The sequence below is a fragment of the Bradyrhizobium sp. RDM12 genome, assembly GCF_051917485.1.
In the GTDB taxonomy this organism is placed as follows: domain Bacteria; phylum Pseudomonadota; class Alphaproteobacteria; order Rhizobiales; family Xanthobacteraceae; genus Bradyrhizobium.
The window spans coordinates 104,531-117,896 of the sequence record NZ_CM133064.1 but is presented as its reverse complement, the minus strand read 5'-3'; the positions used below and the strand labels follow the sequence as shown (position 1 = coordinate 117,896).

Sequence of the window (13,366 nt, the reverse complement as noted above, 5' to 3'; positions counted from 1 at the left end):
ATCAAGAGAGAGCGAGTGACATGGCAACTTCTCACGGTCCCTTGCGTGTCGGCGTCGGGGGCCCCGTTGGATCGGGCAAGACCGCGCTGATGGATCTGCTGTGCAAGACCATGCGCGAGCGCTACGACATCGCCGCGATCACCAACGACATTTACACCAAGTGGGATGCCGAATTCCTCGTGCGCTCGGGCTCGCTGACGCCGGACCGCATCGCCGGCGTCGAGACCGGCGGCTGCCCGCACACCGCGATCCGCGAGGATGCCTCGATGAATCTCGCCGCGGTGGCCGACATGCGCGCCAAATTCCCCGGGCTGGATCTCGTGCTGATCGAATCCGGCGGCGACAATCTGGCGGCGACCTTCTCGCCGGAGCTGGCCGACCTCACCATCTATGTCATCGACGTTGCCGCCGGCGACAAGATCCCGTCCAAGGGCGGCCCCGGCATCACCCGCTCCGACCTTCTGGTCATCAACAAGATCGACCTCGCGCCCCATGTCGGTGCCTCCCTCGAGAAAATGGACACGGATGCCAGACGCATGCGCGGTGAGCGTCCCTTTGTCATGACCAACCTGAAGAAGAGCGAGGGGCTCGACCGCATCGTCGGCTTCATCGAGGCCAAAGGTGGGTTGAAACGTGCGGACTGAAACGGCGGGTTGAAGGCCGCGGCGACATGGCGCGGGCATTTCCCGCCGTTAACGTCTGAGGCAAAGCCGGGTTTGCGGAACAAATTTCGGACACGGCGATTGTCTACCTCCGGTGCCCGGAGCAGAGCCGCTGTTGGCCAGACGATCGGCCGGGCGGATTAAGCTTTTTCGGCGACCGAAGTTGCGTACAGATGCCTCCTCCGTCATTATCCCTGCCACTGGGCTTTACCCTGTTTCGGTACATGGCCGTTCGAGCGGCGTTGATATGCTCCGTGTTTATTGCCGACCTCCTGCCTTCGCCTGAGTAATCGCGTGGTCCGGCTGGGTTTCATTATCGGCTTCATCGCCCTGCTCGGAGCCTTGCTCTCCGGGCTTGCGGCCTATCGCGTCCACGACCAGGAGCTGGCGCTGGACCGGATTGCGCTGGCCCGTGCGATCGACGTTCATGCGAGCCTCGTCCAGGACAGGTCGACCGAACGTGAGCTGCTGGCGCGTGTCGCCTCAGGCCTGTTCCGCGCGCCATCGGTGCTGAAGCCCAACATGCTGGAGCCGCTGCGCTCGGCGATCTACGCCTTCAAGACCGATTTCGTGGTGGCCGGCTGGGTCGCCCGGCTGCACCCGAGCGAGCTCGGCGCGGCGCAAACCGCGATCGCGGCCGCCGGCTTTCCGAAACCGCAGATCCGCGACTACAGCGACAAGCCGATCGACCCGGCAAGCCTGACCCAGCCGATCGACGTGCTGATGGACCTCGAGCCGCGCAGCGACGAGACCAAGGCGTTGCCGGGCCGCAGCTACGATAACGAGCCGGTTCGCAACGCCATGCTGACGCGTGCCAGGGTCGAGAAGCGGTCGGTTGCCTCCGACCCCGTACCGCTCTTGCGCGACAACGGGCCGATCGGCGTCATCGTCGCCGCCCCCGTCATTCCCGAGGGCGCCACCGAGCCGGTCGGCTTCGTCACCTTTTCCTACGAGCTGGCTTCGCTGATGCTGACCAACGACGATCTATCGTTGTTCTCGGTCGCGCTCAAGGACCCGCGCAAGGAAGGCGGCGAGCTCGTTGCCGACGACCAGGGCGTCGTCTCCACCCGCGTGACGTCGCCGGACGGGTCGCCCCCGTCGGCGACGCGCACCATCAGCTTCGGCGGCCGCGACTGGCAGCTTGGCTATTACGCCAAGAGCAATTCGGCACGGCGCGCCGAGCAGACCGCAATCATCGTCGCGGCGATCGGCTTCGCGATCACCGCGATGGTCTGCGGCCTGTTCGGTTACGTCGCCTACAATAACTTGAGGCTGAGCCGCGAAATCCAGGTGCGGATCGGCTTCGAGCGGCGGCTGACGGCCGTCATCGACGAGCTCAACCACCGGGTCAAGAACATCCTTGCGGTGATCCAGTCGATCGTGACGCGCACGCTGCGCCACGGCTCGGACATCGATGTTGCACGCGAACTCTTGATCGGCCGCATCCACGCCATGTCCAACGTGGTCTCGCTGCTCAGCGAGAGCCAGTGGCAGGGCGTCAAGCTGAAGGGGTTGTTCGAAGCGCGCGCGATTCCGCATGCCGATCGTATCGCCGTCAGCGGCCCGGATATCGCGGTCAGCGCGCGCGCCGCCCAGAGCCTGTCGCTGCTGTTCTTCGAGCTTGCCTCGCATTCCGACGAGGGTCTGTCGCTGGTCGGCAAGCACCCGCACATCACCGCAAACTGGACGGTGACGGGCGAGGAGCCCGAGACAGTGTTTCATTTCCGCTGGGAGGAGTTCAACACCAGCGAGGCGACGCGCCGGCCGGATTCGGATTTCGGCCTGATCCTGCTCGACCGCGTCGCGCCCGAAGCGCTCGGCGGCTCCGCCAAGCGCTACTTCACGGATGTCTCTTATGTCTATGAATTGACCGCGCCGATGGAGACGGTCGTGGACATGACCGAGCGCGACCGCACGGAAAAGCTGTCGCAGCCGGTGAAGCCGGCGCGCTAGCTCTTCGGCCGCAACACCAGATCGACCAGATTGCGTGCATAGGCCGGCGTGATCGGCGCGATGCCGAAGACATAGCGGTAAAACAGGCTGCCATAGATGGCGTCGTAGAGATCCTCCGCCGCAGCCTCGGCCAAAATGCTGCCCTCACGCTGACCGGTAGCGATCATCTCCACCAGCGCGTCACGGCGGAACTGGAGGTAGCGGGCATAGAACAGCTCCGCCGAGCCGGTTCTGGAGATGCATTCGGAGATGACCGCAAGCTGCACCTTTCCGAACTCGCCTTGCAAGGCCTCGGCATAGGCTGCGGCATGGCGGCGTGCGCGCGCCGCGGGCGTCCCCGCGCTCGCCGGCGGCAGCGGCAGCATCTGCGCGGCATGATGGAGAAAGGCGTCGATCAGCAGCGCTTCCCGCGACGGCCACCATTTGTAGACCGTCATCTTGGAGACGGTGGAGCGACGCGCGATGGCATCGATCGTGGTCGCGGCAAGGCCGGTCGTGGCCATCAGCGCATAGGCGCTTTCAAGGATGGCGTTGGTGGTCTCGATCGAGCGCGGCCGGCCGCGTCGGGGCGCGCCCTCGGCCGCATCGCTCGTGCCTTTCGCCATGACCAAGCCGGTCTCCTTGCACAGAGGCCGCTATTCCTGCGGCCGCTCCGTCCCGCATAGCGCAGGTGCGGCGCACGGCCTAGCGGAATCGCGTAGCCGGGCAAAAGCGCTTTCGAGCGAAATGGACACCGGGTTCGTGCAATGAGAACGCGTCAAGACGAGAAGATGGAGCCCGTTCCGACGAAACCGGAACGCTTCAGGCCCGCTGACGCACGGCTGCCGGCTCGTCCTGACGCTTCGACCAGGAGATATAATAGGCCACCGCCGTCATCGCCGCGAAACCGGCAAGGCTCACCCCGATCTGCATCAGGACCAGATTGGGTCCGGTGATCAGGACGAGATGGCCGGCGAAGGACAGGAACACGCCGACGCAGAACACGGCGAGCCATTCCTCGCCGCATTTGATCACCATCTGGAGCGGCTTCCATTGCAGGCCCGGATGGTCGGGCGGGATGAGGTGGGTCGCGATGAAAGCGAGCGCGAGGAAATGGAGCACGCGATAAGGCGCGAGGTTTTCCTTGTCGGTCGGCGAGATGCCGTTGAGCACGACATCCGGCAAATAGGCGGACAATGCCGGCGAACGGCGCATCAGGGTGATGGCCATCGCCGACACCAGATAGGCGCCCGCCAGCACGCGCAGCCAGGGCAGGTTGCGCAAGGCGCGGCCCGACGCGCCGGTGACGGCGAACCAGGCGCCCAGCACCATCAGCATCTGCCAGCAGAACGGATTGAACGTCCATTCCTGGTCCGGATAAGTCCGGAAACCCCACTCGAACCAGCGCGCCGCGAAATAGAACGCGACAGAGAGCGCCAGCGTCACGTTCGGCCGCCGCAACAGCCCCCACAACGCAAACGGAAAGAAGGCCATCAGCGGGATCATCAGTTGCAGCAGATCGAGGTTCAGCGGCTCTTCCTGAAGCAGCAGGCCGCGGATCAGGATGCGCAGCGGATGTTCGAGAATCCCTGAGATGTTGTAGTCGCTGATGATCTCCGGCGCCATGGATTGCGAGGCGACATAGGCGATGACGTCGATGTAAATCACGAACAGCACGACATAGGCGGCATAGAGCCGCCAGACCCGGCGGAAGATGCGCGTCGCGGCGACGACATAGCCGCGCTCCAGCGCCATCTTGCCGTGGATGACGGCGACGCCATAGCCCACCACGAACACGAACAGGTCCGCAGCGCCGCTGAAGCCGAAGTTGCGCAGCGTCAGAAGGTTGACGACGTTGTTCGGGATGTGATCGACAAAGACCGACAACGTTGCAATGCCGAGTGTCAAATACAGCCTTGCGTCGTGGTCGAATGCGGCGAGGTTAGCCCTAACAGACGGCTTCATTGCTAATTATTTCACTTGGAATCAGGGCGATGCTTTTAGCGGCAACCGCCTGCCTGTCCGAGTAGCGTTTGCGTGAAGGAGGGCCGATCGTAGCGGCGCTGATGAAAAATTGCGCAGGGACGGGCCGTCGAATTCCCGCGGGCCCGCTCGCCGGGCCGGCAGCGCAACTTTCTTGATTGCGGTCTCAACCTTACTCCGCCGGCTCGACCGATGCCTCGTCCGCAGCGCCGGCGCGGCTTGCCATGATTCCGAGCGCGACGCCGCCGATGGCGAGGATCGGCAACAGCCGCTTCACCCCGATCGCGCGGACGATCTGCAGGCCCGTCGCGAGCAGCATGGGATCGGCGAGCATGCTCGGGGCCGCCTTCGCGGCGCGCTCTGCGGCGATGCGGGCATGCGTCCGCATCTCCCGCTTGGAGCCCCAATAGCTCGCCGCGGCGGCAAGCGTCAGCAGGAAGAAGATGCCGGCACCGGCAAGGCAGGCCTGCACAGGCCCGTATTTTTCCAGCACGGCGATGAAGACCGCCGCGCAAAGGAAGCATGTGGTGATGAAGAGGGCGAACGCTGCGGCCGCCGCCAGCGAGGTCAGCCGCACAGTCGTTCCCGTCGATGCGCTGATACCGTCGATGATGCGCTGAAACACGGCCTTGCTCCTCAGGTCTCCACAAGCCAATTCGTCACGTCTCGTTCGCTGCGGCGGAGGCCGTCGCGACTTTTAAATTTATCGCGCGCCTAGCGGCGCCAGGCGGCGCCGATCAGGAAACCGATGCCGAGCGCGATGCCGACGGTCGCGAGCGGTCGCTGCGCGATCGCATCCTCCAACGTCTCCTCGATCGAGCCGTAGGCATTCTGCGCCGCGTCCATCATTGCGCCGCCGCGCTCCGAGAAGTCGTCGAGCGTCGAATCCACGTTGTCGCGCGCCTGCTTGTAGCCGCGCCGGGCCTGCTTGCCCGTGGCGTTGGCGAACGTATTGAGGGCGTCGGTGATCTGGTCGGTGAGGGCGGCGATATCGCTTTTCACGGCTGCTACATCCTTCTCGAGGCGTTCTGCGGTGGCTTTGTCGGTCCCGTCTTTCATCCTGGCTTCGCCATCGGTTATTGACATCACAAGCTCCGGATTTTGGCGGTGAGATGGGCAGAAAACGTTTCGTTGTGGTGGAAGTTCCCTTGGTGGAGCCCGTCATCCCTGCGGCAATTGCGGCGAATCCTCCGGCAAAAGATGCTCTTTCAGGATCAGCCCCACGATGAGGAGCGGAGACGACAGAAAAGCGCCCATCGGTCCCCACAGCCAGGTCCAGAACGCCAGCGCAATAAAGACGGCGAGCGCGTTCAAGGACAGCCTGCGGCCGATGATGGTGGGCGTGACGAAGTGCCCCTCCATGAAGGTGATACCGCCGAAGGCGAGTGCGGCCATCAGGCCGCCACTGATAGTCGGGAATGCGACCAGCCCGACTACGGCCAGCACGATGAACATCGCGACCGGTCCGATAATCGGAATGAAGTTGAGCGCAGCCGCAAGCGCGCCGAGCCCGGCGGGATTGGGCATCCCGGTGACCGCGCAGACGATGCCGGTGGCGATGCCGACGCCAATATTGATGATCGTGACCGTCAGCAGATAGTTGCCGAGATGAACCTCGATCTCGTTGAGGATCCGGAGCGTGCGCAGCCGTGCGTCGCGGTTGCTGAAATTCATGATCATGGCGCGCCGCAGATCGCGCCAGCTTGCGATGAACAGGATCAGGGTGGCGAAGAACAGCAGGAATTCAGCGAAGGTCGGCGATACGAATTCCAGCGTCGGCTGCACCCATTCCGCTTTCGGCAGAGGGACACTTGGCAGGCCATCAGAGCCGCCGACCATGGTTTGCAGCTCCTTCCACAGCGCGAGCGGTCGGTCGAACACATGCGCCTTCTCCCTCAATTGCGCGCCCAGCTCCGGCAGGCGTGAGCTCCATTCCACTGCGGGAGCGGCAATCAGCGTGACGACGAAGGCGACCACCGCAGTCACCGCGATCACGATCAGCACGGCGCCGAGGGCGCGCGGAACGTGCCGCCGCTCAAGAAAGCTTGCGGCTGGCGACAGCATGGTACCGGCGACGACGGCCATCACGACCGGCAGGAAGAACGCCTTGGCCACGTAGAGCACGGCGACGATGGCGATCAGAAACAGGCCCGCAAGTGCGAAGGCAACGAACTCGGTGCGCCGGATGACCGGCGGCAGCTCGGTATGGCTGTCGGGAAGCGGAGTACCTTCGTCGTCGCCGGAAATCAGACGTTCACTGGGAAGGACGCGCACAATTTCTCTCCCGCACGGAGGTGTCCGGGCGCCCATTGGTCATCAGAAAACGCGCAGGGGCCATTGCGGTTCCATCGCGGCTTCGTGAAGTTGCGTTCGCTTGACTGTGACGTGGTTGCCGCGCGAGCGCGCGGAACTTGAGTCGGTTCTGCTGCGTTTGTTGGAAAGCCGCATCACTCAAGATGCAGACATCACACGGGGCAGCACATGACAAAATTCTCAGCCGTCGGTCGCAGCTTCTCGCCGCGCGTCGTCACCGCTTTTGCCTTTGCGACAGCTTTGCTGACGGTGCCGTTCGCAGCACACGCCCAAACGTTCGGGTATGCGCCGATGCAGCCGCAGGCCTATCCGCAGGACCAGACCTATTCGCAGGGCTACGCCGGCGAGGCATCACAGTCCGCCGACGAGGATGCGGCGCTGCCGGATCGGCTGCGGCGGCAGGTCGTGAGCTTCGATCGCAACGAACCGGCCGGCACCATCGTCATCGATACCGCCAACACCTATCTTTACTATGTGCTCGGCCAGGGGCGCGCCATTCGCTACGGGGTCGGCGTCGGCCGCGAAGGTTTCACCTGGTCGGGCGTGCAGAGCATCACCCGCAAGGCGGAGTGGCCGGATTGGCATCCGCCGGCACAGATGATCGCGCGGCAGCCCTATCTGCCGCGCTTCGTCGCCGGAGGCCCCGGCAATCCGCTTGGTGCGCGCGCGATGTATCTCGGCTCCAGCGAATACCGCATCCATGGCACCAACGATCCCACCACGATCGGCAAGTTCGTCTCCTCCGGCTGCATCCGCCTGACCAATGAGGACGTCAGCGACCTGTTCAGCCGCGTCAATGTCGGTGCCAAGGTCGTGGTGCTGCCGAAGAATGCGCCCCTGATGGCACGCGACGGTGATCCCGTACGCAAGCGGCCGGCAGTGACGGCGCTGCCCTCGGGGCGCCAGGCGCTGAACATCTCGGCGTCGTCGGTGGACTAGGGTCGAGCGAGGTCACATGATGAGACGTTCGATCAGCAAATTGGCTTGCGGAACGGCCGCGTTCGTCGCGATCGGCTCCTCGGCCTCGCGCTGGCGCCTTCGGCGCATGCGGAGGATTTCTTCTCGGCGCTGTTCGGCGGCTTCCGGATGCGGCCACCGCCGGAGATTCGGGGGCCGTTCCCGAATGACGACATGCCGCGCTACGATGCGCCGCGTCAGCGCGCGTCCTATGGCGGCGGCACGGCCTATTGCGTTCGCGGCTGTGACGGCCGTTATTTCCCGGCGCAAGGCAATGATGCCGAGAGCAAGGCGCAATCCTGCAAGAGCTTCTGCCCAGCGTCGGAGACCTCGCTCGTCTATGGCAGAAATATCGACGACGCCACCACCGACAGCGGCAAATCCTATTCCGACCTGCCGAATGCGTTCCGCTATCGTAACGAGATCGTGTCCGGGTGTACCTGCAACGGCAAGGATCCGGCTGGTCTCGCTTCGGTCAAGTCGGAGAATGATCCAACCTTGCGCAAAGGCGATATCGTTGCAGGGAACGACGGCCTCGTCGTCGCCAGCCGCAATGCCAACGATCGCCGCGGTGTCGCGATGAACTTCTCCCCGTTGCCGGACTCGATCCGCGCCAAATTCCGCCAGGTGCCGGTGGTGGCGAAGGAGTAGCGGGCGAAGTCCGTTACGCCGCGCGGATCTTGCCGAGGAAATCGCTGACCTGATCGCCGAGCTGGCGGCTCTGGGTCTCCAGCATCTGCGAGGCCTGCTTGACGTTGTCGGCAGCGCCGGCTGCGGTGTCGGCATCGGCCTTCACGCCGGTGATGTTGTCGGACACGTTCCTGGTGCCCTGCGCGGCGTATTGGGTGCTGCGCGTGATCTCCTGGGTCGCCGCGCCCTGCTCCTGCACGGCGGCCGCAATCGCAGTCGCGACTTCGTTGACCTCGCCGATGATGCCGCCGATCGTCTGGATCGCGTTGATGGCATCGCCCGCGACCTTCTGGATGTCGGCGATCTGCTCGGAGATCTCTTCGGTCGCCTTCGCCGTCTGGCTCGCCAGCGACTTCACCTCGGAGGCGACGACGGCAAAGCCGCGTCCAGCCTCACCGGCGCGCGCGGCCTCGATGGTGGCGTTGAGCGCGAGCAGGTTGGTCTGCTGCGCGATGGTGTTGATGAGACCGACGACCTCGCCGATGCGGCTTGCGGACTTCTGTAGCCCCTGCACGGTGCCGTCGGTCTCGCGCGCCTGCGTGACGGCGCGACCGGCGATCCCGGCGGCATGCGCCGCCTGCTGGCTGATGTCGTTGATCGAGGCCGAGAGCTCTTCCGCGGCTGCCGCGACGCTGTCGACGCTCATCGAGGCGTCGTTGGAGGCCTTGCCGGCGACCTTGACGCGCTCGTTGGTCTGGCGCGAGACGGCGGAGAGATCGCCCGAGGTCTTGCGCATCCGCCCCGACGCGTCGTTCAGCTCACCCAGCGTCTTGCGTACAGCGCCCTCGAACTCCCCGACATAGGACTCGACTGCGCGCTGGCGCGCAGCGGCTCCGACGTTGCGCTCGCGCTCGTGCTCTTCGATCTTGAGCTTTTCGGTGGCCTGCTGCTTGAAGGTCTCCAGCGCGCTAGCAAGGGCGCCGATCTCGTCCTGGCGATCGAGATAGCCGCTGTCGACGGCGAGATCGCCGCCTGCGACCTTGAGCATGGCGTCACGGATGGTATTGAGCGGATTGATGACGCGGCGGCTGACCAGCATGATCGCGCCGACGGCAAGCCCAATCGCGAGCGCGAGCAGCACGAGCTGCACGATCAGCGCGCGCAGCGCAGCGCCGCGCTGGTCGAGGGTGTGCGCCCTGGCGGCGTCGAGGGCGGCTTCGGCCACCGCGACCGCGCTCGCCATGCGGCCGACCGTGAGCGGGCTCCACTGATTGGCGGTCAGCTCGGCCTTCTCGCCCTTGACCAGTGCGTCCGCGAGGCGGTCACGCAGCGTCAGATATTGCGGTTCGAAATAGGCGGTCTTGGCGCCGGCCATGGCGGAGGCCAGTGCCTGCGGCAATTGCATGCCCGAGGTCGACAATTCCAGCGCCTTCCACATCGCACTCGTGCCGCCGACATATTGGGTGTAGGCGTAGCGGCTCTCGGGCGAGATTTTGCCGGCGTTAAGGCCGATCGAAACGATCAGCGAAGCTTCGCCCGCTGTGTTGCGCAGCAGCCAGGCATTCTGTTTGATCGACAGCAGCTGATCGATCGCGGGGTCCTGGTGGTTGACGGTCGCGGCCAGCGTGTTCCCCAGATTGTCGAGCACGTCGAGCAGGCCCTGCGTCGTCTCCATGTATTCTTTGGTCAGCCCCGCGCGGCGCTGGTCCTTCGGCTTGGCGACGTCCTCCCAGAATTGCTTCTGCTCCTCGACCAGCAATTTGTTGAGACGCGCGAGCTCCGGCACCAGCGTGCCGGATCGCGGGAAGTCCATGCTCGGCAGCAGCTCGAGCGCGCGTGCCATCGCCGGCATCTGCGCATCGCGCAGCGCACGCAGATATTTCTCGATCTCGGAATCCATCGGCTCGGTCGCGTTGAGGAGCCGCGAGGTGGTCGAGCGATCGGTGCGCAGATTGTGCATCGCCTTGAACAGATCGGAGGAGGCATCGGCGATTTGCGAGATGCGGTTGGCGGTCTTGAGGCGATCCCAGGACTCGTAGGCGGTGAGCGAAAGCTCGATCACCACGCAGATCGACGTGATAGCGATCACTGTCTTCAACAGTGCGGACACGGTCAGACGATTGAGCATCGAAGTCCCCCCAAATTCCCATTTCAAAGTCGGTCAAGGACGCCCCGGCAAAATCGAGAAAACGGGGGCGGCAGCATCGGCAAGGGCATACCGTTCGCGGCACGCAGGCCGTGCGGTTTCTGCATCTGAAACCAAAAGGGTAAAGTTTTCGGCAGGCAGCCTGCCGGTAGAATTACGTATTTATCCGAAGTTGCAATAGGTTGCGCGAATGGAACCGGCGCGCGAGACAGGCGTTAGAACCTCGTTAGCAATTTGCCTGAAGGGGGCCTCGCAATGCTGGTCGGCGTACTCGTCACCTTTCTCGTCGTCATTCTCGTACTTTATCTCATCAACATGCTGCCGATGGACGGCCGCGCCAAGCAAATCGCTCGCGTCGTGGTCATCATCATCGGCATCGTGTCGCTGCTGAAATATCTCGCGGTGTTTTAGCGGAGCTTCTGATCTCCAACAAATAAGCCCCGGCGCGAGCCGGGGCTTTTGGTGTTCGAATGTTCGGACTCAGGTCGCCTTTAGCCAAGCGCCCTGTTAGCCAAGCGCCTTGTTACCCAAGCGCCTTGGCCTCGCGGCGGCGCGCCGTGAGGATGTATTCGGTGTAGCCGTTCGGCTGCTCGCGGCCCTTGAAGATGAGGTCGCAGGCCGCCTTGAAGGCTGTGCCGTCGAAGGCGGGCGCCATCGGCTTGTAGATCGGATCGCCCGCGTTCTGCTTATCGACGACGACGGCCATGCGCTTGAGCGATTCCATCACCTGCGCTTCGGTGATGACGCCCTGGTGCAGCCAGTTGGCCAGATGCTGGCTGGAGATACGCAAGGTCGCGCGGTCTTCCATCAGGCCGACATCGTGGATGTCAGGCACCTTGGAGCAGCCGACGCCCTGGTCGATCCAGCGTACGACGTAGCCGAGAATGCCCTGGCAATTGTTGTCGATCTCCTGCTTGACGTCGTCGGGCGCCCAGTTCGACTTCGACACCGGAATGGTGAGGATGTCCGAGAGCTTTGCGCGCGGACCGCCCTTGGTCAGCTCCTGCTGGCGCGCAGTGACGTTGACCTGGTGATAGTGCAGCGCGTGCAGCGTTGCCGCGGTCGGCGAGGGCACCCACGCCGTAGTGGCGCCGGCCTGCGGATGGGCAAGCTTCTGTTGCAGCATGTCCGCCATCTTGTCAGGCGCCGCCCACATGCCCTTGCCGATCTGGGCATGGCCGGGCAGACCGTCAATCAGGCCCATGTCGACGTTCCAGTCCTCATAGGCCTTGATCCAGGCCTGCGCCTTCATCTCGTTCTTGCGGATCATCGGACCCGCTTCCATCGAGGTATGGATCTCGTCGCCGGTGCGGTCGAGGAAGCCGGTGTTGATGAACATGATGCGCTTCGAGGCGCGCTGGATGCAGGCCTTGAGATTGACGGTGGTGCGCCGCTCCTCGTCCATGATGCCGACCTTGAGCGTGTTCTCCGGCAGGCCCAGCATCTTCTCGACGCGGTCGAAGATCTCGCAGGTGAACGAGACCTCGTCCGGGCCGTGCATCTTCGGCTTGACGATATACGCAGATCCCGTGCGGCTGTTCTTGACCTTGGAGTTGCCTTTCAAGTCATGAATGGCAAGAAGTCCGGAGACCGCGGCATCGAGCAGGCCTTCCGGGACTTCCTTGCCGGTCTCGTCCAGCACCGCATCAGTGAACATGTGGTGACCGCAATTGCGCATCAACAGCAGGCTGCGGCCGTGCAGCTTCACCTCACCCTTGCCGTCCGGCGTCTTGTAGGAGCGGTCGGCGTTGAGCGAGCGCGTCAGCGTCTTGCCGCCTTTTTCGAAGTCCGCCGACAGCGTGCCGTTCATCAGGCCGAGCGTGTTGCGATACACCAGCACCTTGTCCTCGGCGTCGACGGCGGCGACCGAGTCCTCCATGTCGAGAATGGTCGACACTGCCGATTCCATGATCATGTCGGCGACGCCGGCCGGATCGTCCCTGCCGATCACGCTGTTGCGGTCGATCTTGACCTCGACATGCAGGCCGTTATTGGCGAGCAGCACCGCGCTTGGCGCGGCCGCATCGCCTTGGAAGCCGGCGAACTGCGCGGCGTTCTTCAGCGCGGTGGCGTTGCCGCTCTTCAGCTTAACCGCGAGCTGGCCCGCGACGATGCTATAGGCGGTAACGTCGGTGTGGCTGCCGGTCGCCAGCGGCACGGCGGCGTCGAGGAACGCCTTGGCCTTTGCGATCACCTTGTCGCCGCGTGCCTTGTTGTAACCCTTGCCGCTCTCGGTCGGATCGTGCGGGATCGCGTCGGTGCCGTAGAAGGCGTCATAGAGCGAGCCCCAGCGCGCATTCGCCGCGTTCAGCGCATAGCGCGCGTTGGTGAGCGGCACGACCAGCTGCGGGCCGCAGATCTTGCCGATCTCCTCGTCGACATTGGCGGTCTCGACCTTCTGCGTCGCGGGCTCGGGGACGAGATAGCCGATCTCTTTCAGGAAGGCGGTGTAGGCGCCGAGGTCGAACGCCTTGCCCTTGTGGGCGCGGTGCCAATCGTCGATCCTGGCCTGCAGCGAGTCGCGGAAGGCGAGCAGCGACCGGTTCTTCGGCCCCAGCTCCTTGATGATGGCGGCCACCCCGGCCCAGAACGCATCCGGCGCGATCCCCGTTTTCGGGGCGGCTTCCTTGGCGATGAAATCGAAAAGGACGGGGGCGATCTTCAATCCGTGGGCGTCGACGCGTTTCATGATGGTCTTTCTTGTTGGAAATGGCTGTTTTTGGCTGCTTTTGACCCGACAGCA

General features: G+C 64.1%; 11 protein-coding genes and 1 pseudogene. 5 read left to right on the top strand and 7 right to left on the bottom strand.

From position 1 onward, the window contains the following. Positions 1 to 20: 20 nt before the first annotated feature. The gene (gene ureG / locus ACTGJ9_RS00570) at positions 21 to 644 is read left to right on the top strand and encodes an urease accessory protein UreG (RefSeq protein ID WP_456675494.1); all 624 of its coding nucleotides are present in this window, start codon (positions 21 to 23) and stop codon (positions 642 to 644) included. Positions 645 to 956: 312 nt separating this feature from the next. Beyond that, positions 957 to 2,615, top strand: a complete 1,659-nt coding sequence (locus ACTGJ9_RS00565; RefSeq protein WP_456675493.1) for a CHASE domain-containing protein — start codon at positions 957 to 959, stop codon at positions 2,613 to 2,615. On the opposite strand, the gene ACTGJ9_RS00560 is transcribed toward ACTGJ9_RS00565, so the two are convergent. The 5 genes from ACTGJ9_RS00560 to ACTGJ9_RS00540 form a co-directional block, all read right to left on the bottom strand. Continuing rightward, a complete protein-coding gene (locus ACTGJ9_RS00560) occupies positions 2,612 to 3,220 on the bottom strand; it encodes a TetR/AcrR family transcriptional regulator (protein WP_456675492.1) in 609 nt (202 codons plus the stop codon). The two genes, ACTGJ9_RS00565 and ACTGJ9_RS00560, sit on opposite strands and share 4 nt — an antisense overlap. Positions 3,221 to 3,416: 196 nt before the next feature. Next, entirely contained in the window at positions 3,417 to 4,559 is a 1,143-nt protein-coding gene (locus tag ACTGJ9_RS00555) for an OpgC domain-containing protein (protein WP_456675491.1), read from the bottom strand. Between the two features lie 190 nt (positions 4,560 to 4,749). Continuing rightward, positions 4,750 to 5,202: a hypothetical protein gene (locus ACTGJ9_RS00550; RefSeq protein ID WP_456675490.1), complete on the bottom strand. Its 453-nt coding sequence runs from the start codon at positions 5,200 to 5,202 to the stop codon at positions 4,750 to 4,752. A gap of 89 nt (positions 5,203 to 5,291) precedes the next feature. Next, positions 5,292 to 5,663 carry a DUF883 family protein gene (locus ACTGJ9_RS00545; RefSeq protein WP_456675489.1) on the bottom strand — a complete coding sequence of 124 codons (372 nt, stop codon included), beginning with the start codon at positions 5,661 to 5,663 and terminating at the stop codon, positions 5,292 to 5,294. A 75-nt stretch (positions 5,664 to 5,738) separates the two neighbouring features. Next, positions 5,739 to 6,851 carry an AI-2E family transporter gene (locus ACTGJ9_RS00540; RefSeq protein ID WP_456675488.1) on the bottom strand — a complete coding sequence of 371 codons (1,113 nt, stop codon included), beginning with the start codon at positions 6,849 to 6,851 and terminating at the stop codon, positions 5,739 to 5,741. A 207-nt stretch (positions 6,852 to 7,058) separates the two neighbouring features. Here ACTGJ9_RS00540 and ACTGJ9_RS00535 point away from each other — a divergent pair, with 207 nt between their 5' ends. Together ACTGJ9_RS00535 and ACTGJ9_RS00530 are read left to right on the top strand one after the other, a co-directional pair. Then, entirely contained in the window at positions 7,059 to 7,829 is a 771-nt protein-coding gene (locus ACTGJ9_RS00535; RefSeq protein WP_456675487.1) for a L,D-transpeptidase, read from the top strand. Positions 7,830 to 7,845: 16 nt separating this feature from the next. Then, a pseudogene (locus ACTGJ9_RS00530) lies at positions 7,846 to 8,498 on the top strand (DUF2865 domain-containing protein). Between the two features lie 13 nt (positions 8,499 to 8,511). On the opposite strand, the gene ACTGJ9_RS00525 reads toward ACTGJ9_RS00530, so the two are convergent. Then, the gene (locus ACTGJ9_RS00525) at positions 8,512 to 10,605 is read right to left on the bottom strand and encodes a methyl-accepting chemotaxis protein (RefSeq protein ID WP_456675486.1); all 2,094 of its coding nucleotides are present in this window, start codon (positions 10,603 to 10,605) and stop codon (positions 8,512 to 8,514) included. Between the two features lie 273 nt (positions 10,606 to 10,878). Between ACTGJ9_RS00525 and ACTGJ9_RS00520 the strand changes: the two genes are divergently transcribed. Continuing rightward, positions 10,879 to 11,034, top strand: a complete 156-nt coding sequence (locus ACTGJ9_RS00520) for a Thivi_2564 family membrane protein (protein WP_007599832.1) — start codon at positions 10,879 to 10,881, stop codon at positions 11,032 to 11,034. A gap of 112 nt (positions 11,035 to 11,146) precedes the next feature. Here the strand turns inward: ACTGJ9_RS00520 and ACTGJ9_RS00515 are convergent, their stop codons facing one another. Beyond that, positions 11,147 to 13,312 (bottom strand): malate synthase G, encoded by a 2,166-nt coding sequence (locus tag ACTGJ9_RS00515; protein WP_456675485.1) that lies wholly within the window; start codon positions 13,310 to 13,312, stop codon positions 11,147 to 11,149. Positions 13,313 to 13,366 lie beyond the last annotated feature (54 nt).